The following is a 23,523-nucleotide window of genomic DNA, read 5'->3' as shown; positions in this document are numbered from 1 at the left end:
AGCCTCGAATTTGACGAAGCCAAATTGAGGGCCATCTATGAAATCTCATCGTCTCAATTGCCGCGAAAGAGCGGCATGGATGTCTATTGCATGATGCGGTTAACCGTATATACATCCTTGACCCGCTTCACCCGGTCCACCACGGACTGCAGATGATCGGTGTTGCGGATCAGAATAGTCATGTGAATCATCGCCATCTTGTTCTTGTCCGAGCGTCCGGTAACTGCCGAGATATTCGTCTTGCTCTCCGACACGGCCTGCAGCACCTCGTTGAGCAGGCCGTTGCGGTCATGGCCCGTGATCTCAATATCCACGCTGTAGTTAGCCTCCATGCTGCCTTCCCATTCCACTTCGATCACACGCGCCGATTCCTCGCCATCGCCATCTGTGGGAATATTCGGGCAGTCCTCGCGATGAACGGAAACACCGCGTCCGCGGGTCACATAGCCGATAATATCGTCGCCGGGTACCGGATTACAACATCGCGCAAAGCGGACAAGCAGATTATCAATGCCTTTTACACGAACCCCATTCGTCGGCTGATTGCGCTTCTCCCCGCTGGACTTGATCTCCTTCATTTCCGTTGACAGCTCAAGATGTCCGGCGGCTTCTTCCTGCTCCCTGCGCACCTTCTCGGTCAGCTTGTTGGCAATCTGCGAAGCGGTGATCCCCCCGAAGCCAACTGCGGAGAGCATATCCTCCACGTCGCCGAAGGCGAACTTCTTGGCTACATCGCTCAGCTTATCCTCAGTGAGAAAATCGGAAACCTCCATATTCAGACGTTTCAGCTCGCGCTCTACCGCTTCGCGGCCCTTCTCAACATTTTCCTCGCGTTTCTCCTTCTTGAACCACTGCTTAATCTTGCTGCGCGCATGCGAGGATTGGGCAATCTTCAGCCAGTCGCGGCTCGGACCGTAAGAGTTCTTCGAGGTCAGAATTTCCACGATATCCCCGGTCTTCAGCTTATGATCCAGCGGCACAATCCGCCCGTTCACCTTGGAGCCAATCGTCCGGTTCCCTACCTCCGTATGGATACGGAAAGCAAAATCAAGCGGCACCGATCCGGCCGGAAGCTCCACAACCTCTCCTTTAGGCGTGAAGACAAAAACAAGATCCGAAAAAAAGTCCATTTTGAGCGACTCGACGAATTCCTCGGCATCCTTGGCCTCGTGCTGCAGCTCCAGAATTTCGCGGAAAAACGGCATCCGGTTCTCAGGGTTAATGTTGCTGCTGCCTTCCTTGTAAGCCCAGTGGGCGGCAATCCCGAACTCGGCAGTACGGTGCATCTCCCAGGTACGGATTTGAACCTCCGTCGGCTCTCCGCCCGGGCCTACCACGGTGGTATGCAGCGATTGATACATATTCGCTTTGGGCATAGCAATATAATCCTTGAAACGGCCGGGCATCGGCTTCCAAAGAGTATGAATAATGCCTAATGTGGCATAACAATCCTTGATATTGTCTACGATAATGCGGATAGCAAGCAGATCATAAATTTCGTTGAACTGCTTGTTTCTGGTGCTCATTTTGTTGTATACACTGTAAATATGCTTTGGACGCCCTGAGAGATCACCCTCGATGCCCATCTCATCCAGCTTGGCACGGATGCGTCCGATAACGCTCTCGATGAACTGCTCGCGTTCCGCCCGTTTCTTGTGCACCAAATTGGCAATGCGGTAATACTGCTGCGGATTCAAATAGCGGAGGGCAATATCCTCCATCTCCCATTTGATCGCGGAAATCCCCAAACGGTCGGCGATGGGACAAAAAATCTCCAGCGTTTCATAAGAAATACGGCGCTGGCTCTCTTCGGACTGATATTTGAGTGTACGCATATTGTGCAGACGGTCCGCAAGCTTGATGACAATGACCCGGATATCCTGAGCCATGGCGATAAACATTTTGCGGTAATTCTCGTTCTGCTGCTCTTCCTTCGAGCGGAAGCGAATCCGTTCCAGCTTGGTCAGACCATCCACCAGCATGGCGCAGGTATCGCCAAATTTCTCGCGGATCTGCTCCAGGGACACGGTCGTATCTTCCACAACATCATGCAGCAGCGCCGCAATAATGGAGATGACATCCATTTGCATGTTGATGACAATATCTGCAACCGCCAGCGGATGCAGAATGTATGGCTCCCCCGATTTCCGAACCTGCCCGTGATGAGCCTGATCGGCAAATTCATAAGCATCCCGGATGCGGAGAAGATCTTTTTCTTTTATATAGGCGCCGGCCTTTTCGGTTAATTGCTCTATGCGCATTCTCGTCGTATCCGTTTCCTTTCTATAATAAAATGAACCCGCAAGGGTTGCAGGATTTGCAGGTTCCATATGATCTAAGCTACACTACAATCCGTTTAAAGTTGTCTATAATTATGACGCTTGCGATGGATTACGTCAACACTTGCCACACCGTGGCATTGCTGTAAGGTAAAGTGCCAAGAACGAACAATTTCGTGGCACTTGTAAAAATGTTGTTGTAAAAAGACTCCGTTCTATTTAATCTAGTAAAGGCGGTTTTTTAGAACCTCACATAAAATAGACATGAAAGAGAAGTGAACACCATTGCAACGCGAAATTCAAGTTAACGAAAGACTCCCTTGGGGCCCCGGCTTTTTGCTGAGTCTTCAGCACTTATTCGCCATGTTCGGCAGCACGGTGCTTGTCCCTAACCTGTTCGGGGTAGACCCTGGCATGATTCTGCTAATGAACGGTATCGGCACACTGCTGTATATCCTGATCTGCCGCGGCAAAATCCCGGCATACCTCGGTTCAAGCTTCGCCTTTATCTCACCGGTGCTCAGCGTGCTGAAGCAGCATCAGGGTGATCATCAGCATGGATATTCGCTTGTACTGGGCGCTTTTATCGTGACCGGCGTTATTTTCATTCTGGTCGCATTGATCGTCCGTTATGCCGGAACCGGCTGGATTGATGTTGTGTTCCCTCCGGCGGTTATGGGTGCCATTGTCGCTACTATCGGGCTGGAGCTGGTGCCGGTTGCCGCGCGTATGGCCGGGCTGATTGCTCCTGAAGGAGCCACCGACTGGACTCCTGACGGAAAAGCTATTACATTGTCCATGGTAACACTTGGTGTGACTGTTATTGGCGCAGTTCTCTTCCGCGGCTTTCCCAAAATCATTCATATCCTTATCGGAATCGTTACCGGATACGTTCTGGCTTATATCATGCAAGTGGTGAACACAGAGGCAATCTCGAACAGCTCTTTCTTCTCCCACCCAACTATTATTACCCCATCTTTCGACTGGAATGTTATATTCACCATTATACCGGTATCGCTTGTAGTTATTGTAGAGCACATCGGCCATTTGCTGGTTACCAGCAACATAGTCGGCAAAGACCTGACCAAAGATCCGGGACTTGACCGCTCGCTGATGGGCAACGGGATCTCCACGATTCTATCCGGATTTTTCGGTTCCACCCCTAACACAACTTACGGTGAAAATATCGGCGTTATGGCGCTCACCAAGGTATATTCGGTCTACGTAGTCGGCGGCGCTGCAGTCATTGCGATTCTGCTCTCGTTCTCCGGGACATTCTCCTCCATTATCTCCAATATTCCCCAGCCGGTTATGGGCGGCGTCTCGCTGCTGCTGTTTGGTGTAATCGCCGCATCCGGTCTGCGTATCTTCGTTGAGCAGAGGGTCGATTTCTCCAAGGCCACCAACATGATCCTGGCTACTTTGGTTCTTGTGGTCGGCATCAGCGGCATCTCACTAAAATTTAGCGGTGTTGAGCTTAAAGGGATGGCACTGGCGACGATTGTTGGTATGGTTCTGTCCTTGCTCTTCAAGCTCATTGAGGTCCTCGGCTTGTCCAATGAGCAAGAGAGCGAGAAATCTGCACACTAGATTCCGGCTGATTAGCATAATATATAAAAAGCGGACTCTGTCTATATTCGACAGCAGTCCGCTTTTTATTTCCCGGGAAAAGTCTTTTGACTTCCCTCAGTCTTCGTATGAAAGTAGCGAATGAATCTCAATGCCTGTAAGCTTGTTGCGTCCGGCAAGCTGGGTCAATTCGATCAGGAAGGCCGCTCCAACCACTTTGCCGCCAAGCTGTTCTATGAGGTTGACTGAAGTAGCGATTGTGCCTCCCGTTGCCAGCAAATCGTCGGCAATAAGCACATTCTGTCCAGGTTTAACCGCATCCGTGTGAACAGCAAGTGTATCCTTGCCGTATTCCAGATCATATCCCACCTCGATGGTGTCATATGGCAGCTTGCCGCTTTTGCGGATTGGCACGAAGCCGACACCCAGCGCATAAGCAAGCGGTGCGCCTACTACAAAGCCACGGGCTTCAGGTCCGGCAATCACATCAATTTTCAGATGCGCCACCAGCGCTTTCAGCTCATCTATCGCCCGGCGGTAAGCTTCGCCGTCTTTAAGCAGGGTAGTAATATCTTTGAAGCTGATTCCCGGCTGCGGGAAATCCGGAATCACACGAATACTGTCTTTAAAATCCATAACATCATCTCCTGAAAGTTTTGTAAGCATATGCTTCTCAGCGCTATCTCCGTACAAAACTCGCTTCGAAAGCATACACTTAGTTTGTGAGCGTTACCTCACTGATTTATCTTCGAACAAACTCGCTTTGGAAGCATCTACCGCCAAGTCATCCGGCTTGGGAGGCTCCCGGGCGGCGGGACAGCATCCAGTCCTGCAGCTCGCTGCGGCTGGCTTCCATGAAATATTGCTCAATCTCGGCAGTCTGGCCCAATCTGACAAAATGCTCTGAAGCCGTAAGGCTCTTGGCGGCAGGCTGGGTAACAAAACTGATGTTGCCACGGCTGCGCTCGATAAAATCAAGCTCCTCGAACACATCCAGCATTTTGCCCAGCATCCGCGTGCTCATTGCAGACTGACGGCTGAGCCGCAGCAGCAGTTCGTTCTCCGGAGCTCCCGCTGGGGCAAGCGCTGCCAGCAATTTATACAATGATTTGAAATGCTCCCGCGTCGGCGTTTGCAGCCGGTCACGGCCATCGCGGATCGAATGCAGCAGTGCGATATTGTCCGCGTTCGGGAAAACAGCAAGCAGCGCATCAAGCTGCTCCGGTGTTTCCGGCATATCGAGCAGGCACAGCAATGAAACCTGGGCGCTCTCTGCATCCTCCGGTTCATGGCGGACTGCAGAAATTCCTGTCTCTTCATCATAAACCCAAAGAGACATGCCTTGGAGCGCACTCAGCGGTGACATGCGGCTGTTCTGAAATACCGCTGCTGTCCTGAACGGGCTGCCGCCACTGTAGGGCTGCAGCAGCTCTTGAAGAGATGCAGCTTGCTTCACCGCATCAGCAGCGCCGCGCAGGTCAAACACCTGCGGATTCGGCACCGCCAGATCCTGCAGCATCAGTTGCGGCTTGCGCGAGCCGTTCCATTCGTTAACCGACAGCTCTGCCAGAAGGTCAACCAGGGTGCCAGCGGGCAGCAGATCAGCCAGCGGTCCTTTACCAAAGGCTACAGCTTCAATGGTATGTCTGCCCTGCTGGAGAACAAGCTTCAAATGCTTGCCGTCCTGGCCCATTTTGCGGGTTTCTTTTACCGCAGCGCCCCGAACAATGAACTTTGGCAGCGGGTTCGCCATACCGAAAGGCGATAGCCTGTCCAGCTCAAGCGCAGCCTGCAGCGAAAAGTCGGCAATCGCCACCTCACCGTCTGCAGCCGTCACCGGCATATAATGCTCCGGTGTCAGCACAGCAGCCGCATATTCATTAAGGGCCGCTGCAAAGGCCGCAAGCTTATCCCGATGCAGACTCATCCCGGCAGCCGCCGGGTGACCCCCGTAATGATCCATCAACTCTGCACAGGAGGTTAACGCCTCATATATATCCAGCCCCGGAATGGAGCGCGCCGAGCCTTTGCACATCCCTGTTTCGGGGTGAATATCCAGAATAATAACCGGGCGGTAATAGCGCTCCAGCAGCTTGGAAGCAACAATTCCTACCACACCGACATTCCAGCCCTGCTCTGCAAGAACAATGATATCCGGCAGCTTGCCGCGCTCCATTTGCTGCTCCAGCTTGACTGTAGCTTCCGCGACGATTCTTTCAACGACCAGTTGGCGCTCTTTGTTCAGCAGGTCCAATTCCCCGGCAAGCTCCTCCGCTTCAGCCGGCTGCTCTGTAGTCAGCAGCGTGACCGCACGTCCGGCGTGATCCAGGCGTCCGCTGGCATTGATACGCGGTGCCAGTCCAAAGGCAATATTTACAGCGCTTACCGTATTCATCGTAACTCCGCTGACACCAAGCAAAGCCCGGATGCCCGGAAAAGGCGAGCTCTGCATACTGGACAACCCTTTGCGCACAATGCTGCGGTTCTCACCCAGCAGCGGCATCAAATCCGCAACCGTACCGATGGCCGCAATTTCGCTCCAAGCCTCAGGAACCTCACCATCCAGCAGCGCCTGAGCCAGCTTGTAGGCCACACCAACTCCAGCCAAGCCTTTGAACGGATAAGGACAATCCGGCAGCTTGGGATTAATCAGCGCATAAGCCTGCGGCAGCAGCTCCGGCGGCTCGTGATGATCCGTTACGATCACATCAATGCCGAGCTGACTCGCATAAGCAATCTGATGATAGGCGCTGATTCCGGTATCGACAGTAATAACCAGCGACACTCCCTGCTGCTGCGCCCAGTCCAGGGCATGATTGTGCAGCCCGTAGCCTTCATTCGAACGGTGCGGAATATAAATGTCAAAAGAAGCCCCCAAGTGCCGCAGCAGATAGATCATCAGCGCAGTACTGGACACTCCGTCCGCATCATAATCGCCATATACAAGAATATGTTCTTCATCTTGCAGGGCCTTTCTAATCCGGGGAACCGCTTCGGCCATTCCCTTCAGCAGAAAGGGATCATGTTCCTCTTCATCTCCGCCATCCATGAACATAAGCGCCTTGTCAGCCGTGTCCATGCCCCGGGTCACCAAGAGTGACGAAAGGAGCGGAGAAACAGAAAGGCTCCGGGCCAGCTCCCGGACAAGATCGGGATCGGCTGCCGGAGATTGCCATCTTGTTTTTGAATGAAGCAATAGATTTCACCTTTCTCTCACCTTGCGGACTACTGAAGCAGCGTGGGAATATCGTTGTCCACGAGCTCCTGGTTGCTTTTGTACGGATAACCCGGATCATAAGGCACAACATCCATATGAACCTCGCCTACATGCACAAAACGGTGCTGCAGCAGCTTTCTGGCACATTCCGAGATATCCTGGGCTTCCATAACGGTAATACGCGGATTTACACTGATTTTAACTTGAAGGTTTACGTAACGCCCCTGCTCCAGGGCCTGCAAATATTCTACACGGATAACGCCATGCACCCGCTGTACGGTTTCAATAAAGCTGGCCGCCTCCTCGGAAGGGAGCTCCTGAAGCTTCTTACCGTTAACAGAGGCTGTGACGAGCGAATACCCCTTGCGGATTATAAAACATCCGGTTAGCAATGCGGCAATCGGGTCCATATACAGCAGCGGATGCCAATGGAACGTTCCTCCGGCTATCGCCAGGGAGGTTCCGGTAAATACAGTGATTGATGTATAGAGACTGAAGCGGTGGCTATCCGCATAAGCGGCATGGCTGCCATCGCCCTTTTTTTTGAAATAACGGTACTGGTACTGAAAGATCGCCTCTTTAAAAATAATGGATGCGAGAACAGTGACAAGCGCTGCCTGCCCTGGTGCCGACAAATGTCCCCTGGTCAAATCACGGATCGCCGAGAAAGCAATTTGCAGTCCGCCCATAAGGATCAGTACAGAAAAAAGGATGGGCAAAAGCGGTTCCTTACTGCTCTGCGGAGTTCGCAGTACCCCTCTGCGCTTCTGATTCTGCCCTGTGCGCCACGGAAGCGGAAGAATTTCTGCCAGCTTGGCAGCCGCATCTGATCCGGAATATAATGCGTCACCCACTAATGCCTTACTGCCTGAAAGATAACCAACGCTTCCTTTGGCCAACGCCAGCGCGATATCACTGGCGACTCCTGTCCAGGTAACCGTCTCACTTTGCGGTGATTGCTTATCATTCATTACAAGGCCCTCCTTACCACTAGCAAATCATCTCATGATGATGAGTTCCGACGGACGTTCCACTCCAAAGATTCCGAAAAGCCGCGTCGTCATAGACGCGGCTTCCCGGGACAACTAAGCTTAGGCTTTGGCCGGCTTGCTCTTTACGGCTGTCTTCTGGCGTTTCTTAAGCAGCAGCCAGAGCGGACTTGCGATAAAGATGGAGGAGTAAGCTCCAAAGAGCAGACCGATTACCATAGCGAGTGAGAACATTTTAATTGACGCACCACCAAGTACCAGCAGGAAGAACGCGGCAACGAATACCGTAAAGGCTGTGTACAAGGACCGCATAAGGGTCTGTGCCACACTTTTGTTAACCAGCGCCTTCAGATCCTCATAAGACTTCTGCTTGCCGAAGCGCAGATTTTCGCGGATCCGGTCAAAGATAACAATCGTATCATTGATGGAATAACCGATAATTGTGAGCACCGCGACAATGAAGGTCAAATCGACCTCCAGCCGGAAAATGGAGAAAACGGCAACCACGATAAAAGCATCATGGACAAGCGCCACAATCGCAGCCACAGCGAACCGCCATTCAAACCGGATACTGACATAGATGATGATCCCTAAGCAGGACAGCAATACGGAGTAAATCGCGTTGCGGGCCAGCTCTTTGGCCATTTCCGTATCCACAGTGTTGATCTCGAAGGAGGCTTTGTCATCCAGCTTCGTAATCGCTGCTTTCAACGCCTCATCATGATTTTCATCAAGCACTTCATCATAACGGATGTTGACCCGATTCTCACCCACCGTAATATCCGGCTCATGCGAGATGCCTAGTTCATTAAGAACAGGCTTTAGCTGCTCCAGCGTAATGTTCTTGGACAATGACACGTCTACGTTGGAACCAGCCTTGAAGTCGACGCTGTAATTCAGCCCCATGAAGCTAAGAAAGGCCACACCCAGAATAGTAATCGCAATGGAGAAGATATAGAAATATTTACTTAAGTGTACAAAATCAAGCTCTTTCTTAAAGCGCACGGATGTCACTCTCCTTTACCCCAAATTGCTTCGGCTTCTTCAGAACACCGGCTTTGACCAGCACCGTAAGCAGCCAATGGGCAAAATAAAGGTTTGTTACAATACTAAGCACAATTTCCACAATCAGAATCAGGGCAAAACCTTTAACCGCCCCCGTACCAAAGGCGAACATTACTGCCGCTACAATAATAGTGGTTACGTTCGCATCCATAACTGTACGGAAGGAAGTTTTATTACCTGCTTTGACAGAGGATAGAATGCTCTTGCCGTTGCGCATCTCTTCCCTTATCCGTTCATTTGTAATGATATTGGCATCGACCGCCATCCCTATACCAAGGATAAATGCGGCAATACCTGGGAGAGTCAAGGTGAAGTCGGCAACGACGAACACCGCGATCAGCAGCCATGTATGCAGAATCAGGGCAAAGCTGGCCAGAGCACCTGGCAACCGGTACATACCGATCATGAAGATCAAGATAATTATTGAACCCACAAGTCCGGCTTTGACCGTCTGATCAAGAGACTGTTTACCGAGCGTTGCGCCTACGCTTTGGGAATATTTCTCTGTAAGCTTCAGCGGCAGGGCGCCAAGGTTGATGGTATCAGCCAATTCACGGGCTCCATCTATAGTATAATTACCGGAGATTGAAGCTTTGCCGTCAGTCAATACCGCTTGAACGACTGGTGGATTGCCTAACATCTGATCATCGAGATAGATAGCCATTTCTTTACCAAGCAAACGCTTGGTAATTTCTGCAAATTTGTCCTTATCCTTGATCTTGATGCTGATTTCCGGCCGGTTCAGATTGTCGCGTTGAACCTCTGCCGCACCCTCCACAAAATCACTGCCCACAAGCTCAATCTTGCTGTAGGTTCCTGCGGCATCGCCTGGAGCGGCACTGCGGAAGGTCAGAACTGCGGGTTCTTTCATCTTCTTGCGGACTTCGGCTTCGTCGGTAACGCCCGCAATCTTCAGACGGATGCGGTCCGTTCCTTCTGTAGTGACCTCAGGCTCGCTTGTCCCGAGTGCGTTTGCCCGTTTCTCCAGGCTTTCCGCCGTCTTCTGCAGCGAAGCACGGGACAATTCCGCCCCTGCCTCCATAGGCGTGGCTTGATACAGAATTTCGAAGCCGCCTTTCAGGTCAAGCCCCAGACGGACCTTGTCCAGCAGTCCGGGAGTTGTGAATACCATGACCCCTGTTAAAACGAGCACGGTAATGATAAAGCTCAACAGTCTCTTCATGCTCTTGCTAGTTCCCCTTTCATTACTCAATATTCCTATTATAGCTACGTGCGAAATGACCGTCAATTCAGGCGGAAATGACGGCCTGCGTTCACACAAAGAAACGGCCGGCTCCGCTCAATGGGCAAGCCATCCGTTTGGATAGGAAAAGCTGAATGATTCTTCTCTTACTTTACTTCTTCCTGTAGCTGTTTGCAAAAGAAAATCGTTCCTTTATCAGTTCAATCCCCGATAAGCGGCAATCGTCAGATAGTTCATATAGCTGCTTGATTTCAACGAATAGATGTCATTCACCAGCTTATGCAGAGGGGGCCTGCCTTCCTTGCTGTAGTTGCGGCTGACACATTCCCAAATATCCTTGCCGGTTACATATTCATAGCCAAGGAGGCGGAACTCCTCCGCTTTACTGCGGCACATGGCTTCGATTTCATCACTAAGCTCGTCGTAACTCCATTGTTCCGATTCCACGTGTTGACACCTCCAGTGATCACTTGCTTATGCATGCTCCCAAAGTTATGTATTCGACCAAGCTTCCTCTCTTTCCTTCTTCCGGTGAAAAGTTGTCACACCTAAAGCTTGTCATGGAAAAGCCTGCTTGCCCATATCAATGTTAGAGAGACTATATTTGGGAAGAAGGAGTGCCCTTTGAGGAAACAGACCTTTATTCAAGGAACCTTGATTCTGCTGGCCGCAGGCATCATCAACCGGATGCTCGGCTTTATTCCCCGGATTATTTTACCCCGGATTATCGGGGCCGAAGGCGTGGGACTGTATCAGCTTGGATATCCTTTTTTTATCGTGCTGATTACCATCATCACCGGCGGAATACCGCTGGCCATTGCCAAAATGGTCGCTGAAGCCGAGGGAGAAGGCCGCCCGGAAGAGTCACGCCGGATTCTGCATAGCGGACTTACGCTCAGTCTTGGACTCGGTATCTTTTTTACAATTCTTGCATTGTTAGGCGCTTCATGGGTTTCCAATGTGATATTAACGGACAGGCGTGTCTACTACACCTTTCTGAGCATGACGCCGATGATTGCCATTATTGCCGTCTCCGCGGTTTACAGAGGTTACTTCCAGGGCAGACAGAATATGATTCCCTCGGCGATATCCTCAGTGATAGAATCGGTGATCCGGATCTTTTTTATGCTGTGGTTATCCTGGATGCTGCTTCCAAAAGGGATTGCCTATGCGGCAGCCGGAGCAATGCTTGGTGTAACAGTCGGTGAAATCGTCGGCATGCTGGCTCTTTTGGGGCAGTTCTATTTCATCGTAAAAAAGGACAAGAAAAGCAGCCCGTCTTTTGCTGAGAACATTCCCGCCCCTATGCCGCAAAATCAGCAGTCGCTTAGCCCGGATACCCGGGACTACTCCATACTGAAACGGCTGATCGGTATTTCGGTGCCCGTTACCGCCGGACGGCTTGTCGGCTCCTTCTCCTATCTGCTCGAGTCCATTATCACTGCCCGCAGTCTGGCGCTGGCCGGAATCGCCACTGCCGCCGCCACCGCACAGTATGGCTCTCTCCAAGGGATGGTGATTCCCCTCTTGCTGCTGCCGGGGGTGCTCAGCTCTTCGCTCGCCGTGTCGCTCGTGCCTTCCTTGTCGGAAGCAGCAGCGCGTAAAGATCTGCCCACAATCCATAAAAGAATGCATCAGGCGCTGCGCCTGGCGATGGTAACCGGAGCCCCCTTCGCGGCGGTTATGTACATTTTTGCCGTCCCGCTGTGTACGCTGATGTACGGCAATGCCGATACCGCACCCATGCTGCGGATGATGGCGCCGTTCGCCTTGTTTTTATATGTCCAAGCTCCGCTGCAGGCTGCCCTGCAGGCTATGGACCGTCCAGGCAGGGCGCTGATCAACACACTAATTGGTGCGGTAATCAAAATTCTGCTCATTCTTACGCTCGCCTCCCAGCCGGAATACGGGATCTATGGAGCGATTATCGCCATTATCGTCAACAGTATTCTGGTGACTCTGCTTCACGGGTTCAGCGTAATTAAGCTGATATCCTTCTCGCTGAGGCTTGCCGACCCGTTAAAAACATTTGCCGCGATGATCATTATGGCTGCCGGAATGTCCTACATCTACACCAAAGTGCCAATCGCCGAGGCGCAGTGGGCGCAATTCCTATTCGCCGCCGGAAGCGGAATGGCCTTGTACTTCGGGATATGCATGTTGTCCGGCTTAATCTCCATACGTGATCTGGACCGGGTTCCTTTTATAAAAAAGTGGCGTTGAGTTGTCACCTGCTGCCCAGACGGTCTACATAAATTTTGCCGTTGTGGTCGATGGAGCATAAGAACACATCCCGAAAATCGGAAACTCCCTTCTGACGGATTTGTGTTCTCAGCCAAAATCTGGTCTTTCCAATCATCTCCAAATTCTCATCCTGTACCTTTCCATCCATGATCAGCGGAATCGGCAGACCTTCATATCTGATTTTATGTTTCGGCAATTCAGCATCGCCTGTGCTTCCTCCTGCGGAATGCTCAGCCTGTTTCCCGCGGTTGGCGCCCGAGCTGCTGTTCCCGGTTTGATTGCTGGAGGACACACTTTTATCCTTCTCAATAACGGTGAGCTGTCCGCTCGGTTCCAGAATAGCAAATTCAACGTCTGCAGGGCTGGTGATATTTTGTCCGCGCAACTGCTGCAGCAGATCGTCAATGTTGTAGCGCTGTTTGCGCATCTCCCCGCGGTGCAGCTTGCCATCCGAGATGAGGATGCTCGGTTTGCCGTCCATCAGCAGCCGCAGCTTTCTGCTCTTAAGACTGAACTGTGCAACCAGAACCTGGATAAGCACTAATGTCGCCATCGGCACAAACCCTTCATAGATCGGCCGCTCAATGTCCTCAATGGAAAAAACGGCTATCTCGGCAATCATAATCGAGATCGTCAGATCAAATACAGACAGCTTGCCGATTTCCCGCTTCCCCATAATCCGCATGCTCAGGAAAATGAAGATATACATCAGCACGGTCAGAAAGATATGGGCAGAAATATGCTGGAACATATTCTCTTCGCTCCCCTTCCAGTGTCACCCGCGCAGCTCTTGTGCGGGCTGATTAATGTACCCCTATTCTGGCCTCTGCGCCAAGGGAACATTCGGAAAAGGGCTTATTAATTAATGGTAAAAAAGGCTTCACACTCATTCTTGTACTATTGGGGCAAGCCCCCCCATACAATAGTACAAACCCGCCATTTCCAGCAAACTTGGCATATGCTTCTGGGCCAGTTTTGCAAAATAAGCTTGCGGTAGCGTATGCTAACAAAACTTTTAGGAGGTTGTACCATGTACTTATTCCGGCGCCTGTTCTCGTGGAGAATATCAAGTCCAGTGTTATCGGGGTTATGCCGCTCATTTCTTTGGATGCTGCTGGGCGCGCTCGTCCTCTCTTTTTTACTCTGGGGCAGCGGTCTTGAAGAGCAGGATCTCACGATGTACACCTACATCATCCACGGCATCGCCGCTGCATTCGGAGGCTTGACTGCGGGCCGCAGAGCGTCCAGCAAGGGCTGGTATCAGGGAGCGCTCACAGGCGCCCTCTACGGGATTACCGTTCTGCTGATCGGGTTTCTGGCACTGGACAGCGCTCCTTCCGTCAGGGATTGCCTGTGGATTCTGGTTGCTGCAGGGATTGCTGCACTCGGGGGAATGTTTGGAGTGAATCTGCAGAAATCTTAAAATTTATATTTTTCGAAAATCGAACCCGGCCCTTAAAAATATGGTACACTGTTTTCATATGACTTCATATGAGGGATCAAGGAGGCTTCGATTGTTTTGCTTTACCAATCAATGAATTTAATCGCGCTCTATACTGTTGTAATTGTAGTATTGCTAATCTGGCTTGGTTCCCGGCGCAATCCTCTGCAGGCTTTAGTGGAGATCGGAAAAGAACTTCTGCGCTCTTATAAATTTTTGTTGCTGCTTGTAGGTATGTTCGGTGTGCTCTTACTGAATAAATATGAACTTCAGATTGAGCGTAAAATGCAGCTCACCTCGGATTACACCTCGTTCATCTTTGGACTTGAGGGCCATTTTGTCAGAGGTGTCCAGGAGCTCTTTTTCGCTCCGTGGCTGACACCCACTATCGTATTCTTCTATATCTTTATGCTTCAATCGGTGCTGGCTGCTTCGCTTGGCGTCTATTTGCTGGATAAGAACCGTGTGATGCTCTACGCCACCTGCTATGCGATTATCATCAACTATGCCATAGCTATTCCGTTCTATATTTATTTCCCGGTGAACGAGGTCTGGTCTTATGTTCCGGCAGGGGTCCGCTTTACGATGCTGGATGTTTTCCCGAAATTTGAGCAGGAATACAGAGCCCTCTCCGGTATTAACAATTGCTTCCCAAGTCTGCATACCTCCATTTCCGTCACAACCGCATTGCTTGCCTTCCGGTCCGGCAACCGCCGCTGGATGGCCATTTCAACTGTCTCTGCGGTTATCATCGTATTTGGGATCTTCTACCTTGGCATTCACTGGTTGACCGACATGCTGGGCGGTACCCTGCTGGCTGTCCTGTCAACCACAGTTGCAGTGCAGCTTGCCAAGCTGACTCTGCGCAGCGGAGAGGACAGGTTGACCGTCAGAAGCCGCGCCACCAATACCCGCTGATACATCCAGATACGCAAGTGGAAACGGCTACGCCGTCCTTAAAGGGACAGCGTAGCCGTTTCAGCGAGAAATAGCGTGAAGCAATAAAATCTTATATTAAAAAAGCGGCATCACTCTTCAAGAAGAGGATGCCGCTTTTTATGTACCGTTTACAAGAAACAAGCTACTCTTTATCTTCCACTTCCACAACAGAGTGACTGATAGAGCCACGGTCAAAGGTCAGCTTGGTGACATCGTTTACACGCAGGACCACGATATCGTCGGTAATTTCCATGATCGTCCCGTGAAGGCCACCAATGGTCACTACTTTATCGCCTTTTTTCAAAGATTTTAACATGGAGTTGCGCGTTTTGGTCTTCTTCTGCTGCGGACGAATCAACAGGAAGTAAAATACCACAAACATCAGCACAAATGGGCCTACAAGACCCAATATACTTCCGCCGCCCCCTGCGGCTGATGCGTATTGAAACTGTAACATAATTCTCCCCCCTTTCAAAAAACACTAAGACACAATCCATGTGTTCTAGAAGCCTTTAAGATTATCATATAATCCGTATTGTGCAAAAAACTCATCGCGAAAATCAAGCAGCCGATCTTCCTTGATGGCTTCACGCACTTTACGCATCAATTCCAGCAGGAAGTACAAATTATGGTATGTCGTTAACCTCAAGCCGAAGGTTTCGTCGGCCTTGATCAAGTGGCGCAAATAAGCACGGGAATAATTTCGGCAGGTGTAGCAATCGCATTCAGGATCAAGCGGCCCGAAATCGCGGGCGTACTGCGCGTTGCGTACAACTAATCTTCCCTGACTGGTCATGGTTGTTCCATTGCGGGCAATACGCGTAGGCAGAACACAGTCGAACATGTCTACTCCGCGGATTGAACCTTCCAGCAGCGCATCCGGGGACCCGACGCCCATTAAATAGCGCGGCTTCCCTTGCGGCAGCAGCGGAACCGTATAATCCAGCACTTCATACATAAGCTGCTTGGACTCTCCGACGCTGAGTCCCCCAATAGCATACCCCGGGAAATCCATGGAAGTCAAATCTGCCGCGCTTTGACGCCGCAAATCCTCATACATGCCTCCCTGGACAATAGCAAAGAGCCCTTGATCCTCAGGACGGGCATGGCTTTTCAGGCATCTTTCGGCCCAGCGCGAGGTACGTTCGAGTGACTTTTTGACGTAATCATACTCTGCCGGGTAAGGCGGACATTCGTCAAAAGCCATCATAATATCGGAACCGAGCGCATTCTGCACCTCCATCGCCACTTCCGGAGACAGGAATTTCTTATCCCCGTTCAGGTGAGAACGGAAATGCACGCCTTCTTCGGAAATTTTGCGCATTTCACTCAGCGAGAAGACTTGAAAGCCGCCGCTGTCTGTCAGAATCGGCCGGTCCCAGTTCATGAATTTGTGCAGGCCGCCAGCTTCGCGGATAATGTCATGGCCCGGGCGCAGAAAAAGATGGTATGTGTTGCTCAGAATAATATGCGCGTCCATTTGCTTCAGCTCTTCGGGGCTCATCGTCTTGACGGTGGCAAGTGTCCCGACAGGCATAAATGCAGGCGTCTCAATCACGCCATGCGGAGTATGCACCCGGCCGAGCCTCGCACCGGATTGCTTACAGGTCTTGATGTGTTCATAAGTTATTGCTGCCATATGTGTAATCCTTCCTCTTGCTTAATAAATAAACATTGCATCGCCAAAGCTGAAGAAGCGGTAATGCTCCTGAATCGCCGCTTCATAAGCGGCAAGAATATGCTCCCGGCCAGCCAAAGCGCTCACCAGCATCACCAGTGTAGACTTCGGCAGATGGAAATTCGTAATCAGCGCATTCACTACTGTGAACTCATAACCGGGATAGATAAAAATATCCGTCCAGCCGCTGCATGCCGCAAGCGGTCCGCCCTGGCATTGCCTTCCGACCGTTTCCAGTGTCCGGCAAGAGGTTGTGCCTACGGCGATGATCCGGCCGTCTCTTGCTCTTGCATCATTAAGGATCTCCGCCGTCTCTTGCGACAATTCGAAGTACTCGGCATGCATCACATGCTCTTCCACCTTCTCCACCGACATCGGCCGGAACGTTCCCAGTCCGACATGAAGCGTAATATAAGCAATATTTACACCTTTGGCGGCGATTTGCTCCAGCAAATCTTCGGTGAAATGCAAGCCTGCGGTTGGTGCGGCCGCCGAGCCTTCATGCTTGGCATACACCGTCTGGTAACGCTCCCGGTCATCCAGTGTTTCCTTGATGTAAGGCGGAAGCGGCATTGTTCCCAGCCTGTCCAGAATCTCCTGAAATATCCCTGTATAGATGAAGCGAAGCGTGCGGCCGCCCATGTCGGACTCATCTTCAATGACAGCACGAAGCTCTTCGCTGAATATAATTACCGCACCGGTCTTCAGCTTTTTGCCGGGCTTCACCAGCGCTTCCCAGCGGTCTTCACCCAGATTCTTAAGCAGCAGAACCTCTGCCTTGGCACCAGTGTCTTCCTTAACGCCGAACAGCCTGGCGGGAATCACCCGCGTATCGTTCAGAACCAGAGTATCTCCTGGCTGGAATTGCTCCAGTATGTCTGTAAAATGCCGATGCGCAAGTTGTCCGTTCTCCTTGTCCACGAGCAGCAGCCGCGACGCGCTGCGGTCCGCAAGGGGAGTCTGGGCAATAAGCTCCTCCGGCAAGTGAAAGTCATAATCGTCTACATTCATGTTCAGTCTTCATTCCTTAACTATAGTAACGTTACTAAAATAGTGTTGCAATATTTGCTTGTAGTCATACCCTTTGTCCGCCATGCCCTTCACGCCCCATTGAGACATGCCAAGCCCGTGGCCATTCCCCCAGCCGATAAAATAGAACCCTGGGCTGTTCGTGACGACTCTGGACGATTCATCTCCGCCCATGACCACCGTCCCGCTTCCGCTTGAAGTCACCTTCCCGGTTGCAGAGAGCACTCCGGCGCTCTGAGAGCTGCTGACAGTTCCCGTAGTGCCGCCAGCGCCTAATACAGTATAACTGCCGGCAGGCACAATATCAAACAATGTACTAGGCAATCCGCCAAACGCAGAACGGAACAAATCAGGGTATTTCACCTGCAGAATCTCTCCGTTGGCTTTTACCTGAGTGACTCTCCCTGATGGCCCGCGCTGCGTAACCTGCAGACTGGTAATGGACGAAGGCAGCGAGTTGCTGGTCTTGCCCGCCAGGCTTTTGAGCAGGTCGGCAGACGAATACGGTCCTTTGATCCAGCTATAGCTGCCGGATTCAAAGACCTGATTCAGCACTACGGCGTTATCGCCGGGATTCAGCTTGCCGGCAGGACTGACGCTGCTCTCAATGATAGGCAGCGGGCGGATGTTCACATCCTTAGTGGCCGCTGTGGCAATAGCCAGCCCTGCCGCTGTTTTGCCGCCGGTCAATTTGATGTTGTCCTCCCGGGCATAACCGGAGACACCATTATCAAGCAGCAGATAATACCATTTCTTCGACGCCCCCACTGCCGCAGCATCCTCAGCACTGGCTACGCTGACAAAAGTAGTGCCGCCATTGCCCCATACCTCCGAGGGATCTGCGGTCACACCTCCGCTATTGGAGGAAAAAACCGCTTCAATTACCTTGCCGCCGCTCTTCAGCACCTCACCGGCGGTGGCATCCACCGCCTTGATAATCACCGGAGCCTCAGCGCCAATGCCGTTGTAGACCTGGCTGAGCGTTGTATCGACCACATTTGCCACATCAAAACGGTTCCCTTGAGCCAGCGCGTAGCTGCGCGCCGCCACCGCCTGGGCCTTAAGCGCCTCCTCGGGCCAGCCCGAGGAAACCTCTCCGCCGACGACGGCATATAAATACTGCTCCAGCGGCACTTCATTAATCACAGCCAGCGAACCGTTCAGTCCGCTCAGCTCCAGATTGCCGCGATAAATGCGCTTTGAGCGCTCAACCATTTGAATTCCCGCTGTATTGCCGGCGGCCATAAACTTGGCACCCGCCCCCGATACGCTGTAATGAAAAGCCTGACCTTCGCTGCTCCAATCCATCCCGGCATCTGTACGGATCATGAGTCCTGGAGTCGAGGTCGCTCCGGCTGAGAGAATTAGTTGTGGCAGCGCGGCCGTGACGGCGGTGCGCAGCGCGGCGAGATCACTGTCACTTGCCGCTTCTCCGATCCACACTTCTACCTGCGCGCTGCCGTCCGCTCCGCTCACCAGCGTCTTCCAAGCGTCGAAGCCGGCCGCAGTAACCGTACTCATCACGGCATCAGCCTCCTGCTGGGTAGCGAACTGTCCGGCAGACAAATGCTTACTGCCCTTCAGGGCCGGTGCTTGTCCGTCAGGGATGGACAGTCCTGCTTTCCCTACCCGGGCCAGCCCTTCCTTAGCCGCACTTTCACTGGCATAAGGGCCTGTGTATAGCTGGTACACATTCGAGCCGTTCCTTGAAGCAACAAATAACAATGGCTTATCAGAGGTGGTCTGCAGCTTCTTGGCGGCATCTGCCGCCGTCTGCCATGTAGGACTGTCCATAACCTTAACCTTGTAGCCGTCGAGGCTGACACGGATTTTGTTATTGGCAGGAATAGGAAGCAGCTCTGCACTGCCCGCTGAACCGGACGTCAGGCTGAAGCCCACCGTTGACTGCAGCGTTACGAATGGGACCGTAGATTTATATTTGCTGCCGATATCGGCATATAGTGCGACACGGATGGTTGCATTGGAATCGGCATGGCTGTTACCGGCAGGAAGAAGCAAGCTGCCCGCAACCAGCGCAGAAGCCAGCAAGCCGATTCCTGTCTTTTTCCACCTGGCAAGATTCATCATGATGCCTCCTAAAGTTTGGTGAGCGCCCCACGAACAGAATCATTTCCCGGCCGGAAAAGTCTGCCCGTTAGTAACGGACTGAGCGGATCTTATTTCTGCTGGAAGTCCTTTTTCAACCAGTGAACGGACTCCAGCGCCTTTATGGGCGGACATCCACCCCAAATATACCTGCCGAAGAGGCAATAAACGCTGTACGGTCTGTTAGCTCGGCTAAATGTACCCCTTTAGGGAAAATAAGGGCCTTACGGTCCGCAAGGAACAGGAGGATGGATGCGACGAATCCCTCTCTTCCCGCACCCCAAAGGCGCCGACCTAAGCCAAAGACTTAGAGCTATAGCTTCGAAAGCATGGACAAAAAAAGATCATTGCGGCTGCGGAGGAAGCGGCAGCCCCAAATGCTTATAGGCTGCCGGTGTTACTACTCTCCCCCGCGGCGTCCGCTGCAGAAAGCCGATCTGCAGCAGATATGGCTCATAGACATCCTCGATGGTCTGGCTCTCTTCGCCAATCGTTGCGGCGATTGTATCCAGTCCCACCGGACCGCCGCGGAATGATGTGATCATCGACTGCAGCATCTTGTGGTCGATGCTGTCCAAGCCGCGCGGGTCCACCTGAAGCATCTTCAGCGATTCTCCGGCAATCTCCGGCGTGATAATTCCGTCGCCGCGCACCTGGGCGAAATCGCGTACCCGCTTAAGCAGGCGGTTCGCAATCCGCGGAGTCCCCCTTGCCCGCAGGGCGATCTCCTCGGCGGCATCGCCAACAATCTCAATGCCCAGCAGCTCGGCATTGCGGGAGACGATGAAGCTTAGCTCATCCATCGTGTAATACTCCAGCCGGCTGACCACCCCGAAGCGGTCGCGCAGCGGAGCCGACAGCAGTCCGGCGCGTGTCGTCGCGCCGATCAGCGTAAAGGGCGGCAGGTCCAGGCGCACCGAGCGGGCGCTTGGACCTTTGCCAATCATAATATCCAGCGCGAAATCCTCCATCGCCGGATACATGACTTCCTCCACCGTCCGGTGCAGCCGGTGAATCTCGTCAATGAACAGCACATCGCCCTGCTGCAGATTGGTCAGCAGCGCCGCCAGATCTCCGGGCCGCTCAATGGCCGGCCCGGAGGTCGTGCGCAGATTGACGCCCAGCTCATTGGCGATAATATTCGCCAGCGTCGTTTTGCCGAGTCCGGGCGGCCCGTACAGCAGCACATGATCCAGCGCTTCACTGCGCATTTTGGCGGCTTCGATATATATTTTCAGATTCTCTTTCACCTGATTCTGTCCGATATACTCCCCAAGGTAACGGGGGCGCAGGCTTAACTCCACAGCCTGCTCGTCCATCATCAGATTGGCCGAAATAATCCGGTCATCCATATTATCCATCACTCCGTTCCCTCAAGCAGCCTACTTGGCTATATACAGCAGTCCCAGCGCCTTCTTCATCAGCACATCGACAGTTCCGATGTCAGAGCCCTCTTTCTTCATGGTCAGCCATACCCGGTCCAGCTCAGCATCCGTATACCCGAGCGCCTTCAGACCGTCCCGGGCCTCTTCCCAAGGCAGAGCCTCCTCCGCAGCCTGGGCTTCAGCCGCAACCGCGAATAGTCCGGTCTGTATCGGCACTGTGCTCAGGCCATCCAGCTTGTCGCGCAGATCAAGAATCATCCGCTGCGCCGTTTTTTTGCCGATTCCCGGCAGCTTCGTCAGGAACGTAACGTTCTCCTGGTAAATTGCTGAAATCAGTTGATCAGGCGTACCGCCGGTCAGAATGCCCAGCGCCACACGCGGCCCGATGCCGGATACTTCAATCAGCTTGCGGAACAGCTTCTGCTCTTCTCTCGTCGGGAACCCGAACAGGAGCGTGGCATCCTCGCGTGTCTGATAATGAATGTAGACCATCACCGGCCCCTCCACCTTGGCAAAAGCATACGGATTCGGACAAAATACCCGGTAGCCGACCCCCTGAACATCCAGCACTACATATTCCGGCTCCAAATGTACAACCGGGCCTCTTAAATAATCTATCATTTTCGCAATACCTCATTTAACTTGGAATTTAGACTAACCGAATGGGCGTGGCATACCGCCACAGCCAGCGCATCCGCCACATCATCGGGCTTCGGGACAGCGGACAGCTTCAGCAGCAGCTTCACCATTTCCTGCACCTGCTTCTTCTCGGCCTTGCCATAGCCAACCACAGCCTGCTTCACCATCATCGGCGTATATTCCGAGACGGGCAGTCCGCGCTGGACAGCAGCCAGAATCAGCACCCCCCTTGCCTGTGCTACCGGGAGCGCTGTAGTCACATTGCGGCTGAAGAACAGCTTCTCCACCGCAACCGCATCAGGCTTGTATTTATCTATAAGCTGCACCATGCCTTCATAGACATGCAGCAGACGTTCCTCCTCCGGCGTGTGCGCCTCGGTCTGGATGCATCCGTACTGAACCGGAGTCAATCTATTTCCTTCCTTCTCTATGAAGCCAAAGCCGACAATCGCCAGCCCCGGGTCAATTCCCAAGATGCGCAAGTCCAATCTCTCCTCTGAACAGGAAGGATATTCCTTCTGTTACATCCATTTTTCCGCCCTAAAGCGAACATATGTATTCCTTCAACCCATTATAGCAAAAATCCTTCTCCCGGAGAAAGAAATTTGCCCGCTCTGCTGCTCCCATGAACCCGCTATGCTGTTTCCGGCCGGAATGATCATTGCTTAGTAATTCAGCGCAGGGACAGCACATCCTTATTTCTGCACAAGTAGAAACGGCTACGCCGTCCTCTGGCAGAGGCGGCATCCGTTTCAGCGAGAAATAGAAGGATGATTTATAGCGTGAAACATATAAATCCTTATATTTCAAAAAAAACGGCCACGCAGCCCTTTTCAAGGCTGCATGGCCGTCCGGCCTATTCCGATTGCATCACCTGCTCCGCCGTATCCCGCGCATAATCGCTGAAGGTGGAGAGCACGCTGTTGTATTCCTCGATGTCCTGCACACGGATGCCCTCATGCAGTTGGTTCAGAATTTCTTCGGGCAGCGAGGATTTCATCGAGCCCATATCCATTTGAAAAAAGGTTTTCAGCACTTTATCCGCTGCGGGCGGGCCTTTGAACAAGGTCAGGTTCCCGTGTTCATCCACACCGAAATAGGCTTCCTTCTTAGCCAGCGGGGATAAATCATTGACGCTGCGCTCCAGCCACAGATCGCCCTCCTGACTGATCCAGCCGTTCCAGCCGGGATGTGCCGCAATCACTTCTCTAAGCTGTGCCGGAGAACGTTCACCGGAAAGTGTCTGCACCTCCTCGCCGGAAATATAAGCCGTCTTCAAATGAACCGTGCGGGCAACCGGCTCCCTGCTGACCGCTTGCAGCAACTGCTCCCGTTCTTTTGCCATTGCCAGATCATCTTCTGTTCTGCCGCTCCCTGTATTGTCATACACGGCCGCTGCAACCGGCATGCTTCCGCCCGCGTGACCATTTTGCAGCTCTCCAAGCCCCTCAGGTACCGTCCACACCTTATCGGTCAGCAATCCGCTAAGCTCCTCCGGCACCTGCATGCCGCGCCAGGCCAGCACTGTCAGAGCAACACAAGCCGCGCCTACCCAGGGAGCTTTCTTCCAACGTCTCCATCGCCGCCACAATTGTTTTTTTAAGCGAAAAGCATTCACGTTGATCCCTTCATTCTGCTTTTTTCCTATTGTGACCTGTGAAGGGAGGCTTTATGCGTTTTGGCGTAAATTTTGACGAATTCCCCATGTTAGGTGTAAAAATACATTCATACTTATCATT

The 23,523-nt window shown here is 52.3% G+C and carries 20 protein-coding genes; 4 read left to right on the top strand and 16 right to left on the bottom strand.

The features are described 5' to 3' along the window. Positions 1 to 83: 83 nt before the first annotated feature. On the bottom strand, positions 84 to 2,261 hold the full coding sequence (locus B212_RS0103925; protein ID WP_019909083.1) for a RelA/SpoT family protein: 2,178 nt from the start codon (positions 2,259 to 2,261) through the stop codon (positions 84 to 86). A 303-nt stretch (positions 2,262 to 2,564) separates the two neighbouring features. On the opposite strand from B212_RS0103925, the gene uraA reads away from it, so the two are divergent. After that, the gene (gene uraA, locus B212_RS0103920) at positions 2,565 to 3,869 is read left to right on the top strand and encodes a uracil permease (protein WP_028530596.1); all 1,305 of its coding nucleotides are present in this window, start codon (positions 2,565 to 2,567) and stop codon (positions 3,867 to 3,869) included. Between the two features lie 96 nt (positions 3,870 to 3,965). On the opposite strand, the gene B212_RS0103915 is transcribed toward uraA, so the two are convergent. The 6 genes from B212_RS0103915 to B212_RS0103890 form a co-directional block, all read right to left on the bottom strand. Then, on the bottom strand, positions 3,966 to 4,484 hold the full coding sequence (locus B212_RS0103915; RefSeq protein ID WP_019909079.1) for an adenine phosphoribosyltransferase: 519 nt from the start codon (positions 4,482 to 4,484) through the stop codon (positions 3,966 to 3,968). Between the two features lie 148 nt (positions 4,485 to 4,632). Then, on the bottom strand, positions 4,633 to 7,044 hold the full coding sequence (gene recJ, locus B212_RS0103910; protein WP_028530595.1) for a single-stranded-DNA-specific exonuclease RecJ: 2,412 nt from the start codon (positions 7,042 to 7,044) through the stop codon (positions 4,633 to 4,635). Positions 7,045 to 7,073: 29 nt separating this feature from the next. After that, positions 7,074 to 8,036: a cation diffusion facilitator family transporter gene (locus B212_RS0103905; protein ID WP_019909077.1), complete on the bottom strand. Its 963-nt coding sequence runs from the start codon at positions 8,034 to 8,036 to the stop codon at positions 7,074 to 7,076. Between the two features lie 120 nt (positions 8,037 to 8,156). Further along, entirely contained in the window at positions 8,157 to 9,059 is a 903-nt protein-coding gene (gene secF / locus B212_RS0103900; RefSeq protein ID WP_019909076.1) for a protein translocase subunit SecF, read from the bottom strand. Next, positions 9,049 to 10,302, bottom strand: a complete 1,254-nt coding sequence (gene secD / locus B212_RS0103895) for a protein translocase subunit SecD (RefSeq protein ID WP_019909075.1) — start codon at positions 10,300 to 10,302, stop codon at positions 9,049 to 9,051. The genes secF and secD overlap by 11 nt, the downstream gene beginning before the upstream one ends. Positions 10,303 to 10,518: 216 nt before the next feature. Continuing rightward, positions 10,519 to 10,770, bottom strand: coding sequence for a post-transcriptional regulator (locus B212_RS0103890; RefSeq protein ID WP_019909074.1), 252 nt, complete (start codon positions 10,768 to 10,770; stop codon positions 10,519 to 10,521). Between the two features lie 177 nt (positions 10,771 to 10,947). Here B212_RS0103890 and spoVB point away from each other — a divergent pair, with 177 nt between their 5' ends. Then, positions 10,948 to 12,546 carry a stage V sporulation protein B gene (gene spoVB, locus B212_RS0103885; protein WP_019909073.1) on the top strand — a complete coding sequence of 533 codons (1,599 nt, stop codon included), beginning with the start codon at positions 10,948 to 10,950 and terminating at the stop codon, positions 12,544 to 12,546. A 4-nt stretch (positions 12,547 to 12,550) separates the two neighbouring features. Here spoVB and B212_RS0103880 read toward each other — a convergent pair whose 3' ends face one another. After that, positions 12,551 to 13,318, bottom strand: coding sequence for a DUF421 domain-containing protein (locus tag B212_RS0103880; RefSeq protein ID WP_019909072.1), 768 nt, complete (start codon positions 13,316 to 13,318; stop codon positions 12,551 to 12,553). A gap of 279 nt (positions 13,319 to 13,597) precedes the next feature. Here B212_RS0103880 and B212_RS0103875 point away from each other — a divergent pair, with 279 nt between their 5' ends. Both B212_RS0103875 and B212_RS0103870 read left to right on the top strand, forming a co-directional pair. Next, the gene (locus B212_RS0103875) at positions 13,598 to 13,990 is read left to right on the top strand and encodes a TIGR04086 family membrane protein (protein ID WP_019909071.1); all 393 of its coding nucleotides are present in this window, start codon (positions 13,598 to 13,600) and stop codon (positions 13,988 to 13,990) included. Positions 13,991 to 14,086: 96 nt separating this feature from the next. After that, the gene (locus B212_RS0103870) at positions 14,087 to 14,926 is read left to right on the top strand and encodes a phosphatase PAP2 family protein (protein ID WP_198015827.1); all 840 of its coding nucleotides are present in this window, start codon (positions 14,087 to 14,089) and stop codon (positions 14,924 to 14,926) included. Between the two features lie 163 nt (positions 14,927 to 15,089). Here B212_RS0103870 and yajC read toward each other — a convergent pair whose 3' ends face one another. From yajC to B212_RS0103830, 8 genes are all read right to left on the bottom strand, one after another. Next, a complete protein-coding gene (gene yajC, locus B212_RS0103865; protein ID WP_019909067.1) occupies positions 15,090 to 15,404 on the bottom strand; it encodes a preprotein translocase subunit YajC in 315 nt (104 codons plus the stop codon). 45 nt (positions 15,405 to 15,449) lie between these two features. After that, on the bottom strand, positions 15,450 to 16,586 hold the full coding sequence (gene tgt, locus B212_RS0103860) for a tRNA guanosine(34) transglycosylase Tgt (RefSeq protein WP_019909066.1): 1,137 nt from the start codon (positions 16,584 to 16,586) through the stop codon (positions 15,450 to 15,452). Between the two features lie 21 nt (positions 16,587 to 16,607). Beyond that, positions 16,608 to 17,636, bottom strand: a complete 1,029-nt coding sequence (gene queA, locus B212_RS0103855) for a tRNA preQ1(34) S-adenosylmethionine ribosyltransferase-isomerase QueA (protein WP_019909065.1) — start codon at positions 17,634 to 17,636, stop codon at positions 16,608 to 16,610. A gap of 9 nt (positions 17,637 to 17,645) precedes the next feature. Further along, complete coding sequence (locus tag B212_RS0103850) at positions 17,646 to 19,739, bottom strand: SpoIID/LytB domain-containing protein (protein WP_019909064.1); 2,094 nt, start codon at positions 19,737 to 19,739, stop codon at positions 17,646 to 17,648. Between the two features lie 365 nt (positions 19,740 to 20,104). Further along, positions 20,105 to 21,112 carry a Holliday junction branch migration DNA helicase RuvB gene (gene ruvB / locus B212_RS0103845; protein ID WP_028530594.1) on the bottom strand — a complete coding sequence of 336 codons (1,008 nt, stop codon included), beginning with the start codon at positions 21,110 to 21,112 and terminating at the stop codon, positions 20,105 to 20,107. Between the two features lie 30 nt (positions 21,113 to 21,142). After that, positions 21,143 to 21,766: a Holliday junction branch migration protein RuvA gene (gene ruvA / locus B212_RS0103840; RefSeq protein ID WP_019909061.1), complete on the bottom strand. Its 624-nt coding sequence runs from the start codon at positions 21,764 to 21,766 to the stop codon at positions 21,143 to 21,145. Beyond that, positions 21,763 to 22,266, bottom strand: a complete 504-nt coding sequence (gene ruvC / locus B212_RS0103835) for a crossover junction endodeoxyribonuclease RuvC (protein ID WP_019909060.1) — start codon at positions 22,264 to 22,266, stop codon at positions 21,763 to 21,765. The genes ruvA and ruvC overlap by 4 nt, the downstream gene beginning before the upstream one ends. Before the next feature lie 374 nt (positions 22,267 to 22,640). Next, positions 22,641 to 23,402, bottom strand: a complete 762-nt coding sequence (locus B212_RS0103830) for a BofC C-terminal domain-containing protein (protein WP_028530593.1) — start codon at positions 23,400 to 23,402, stop codon at positions 22,641 to 22,643. Positions 23,403 to 23,523: the final 121 nt, after the last annotated feature.

The sequence above is a fragment of the Paenibacillus sp. HW567 genome (assembly GCF_000374185.1).
Lineage (GTDB): Bacteria > Bacillota > Bacilli > Paenibacillales > Paenibacillaceae > Paenibacillus_AQ.
The sequence above is the reverse complement of the archived record's forward strand: the minus strand, read 5'-3'. Positions and strand labels throughout refer to the sequence as shown.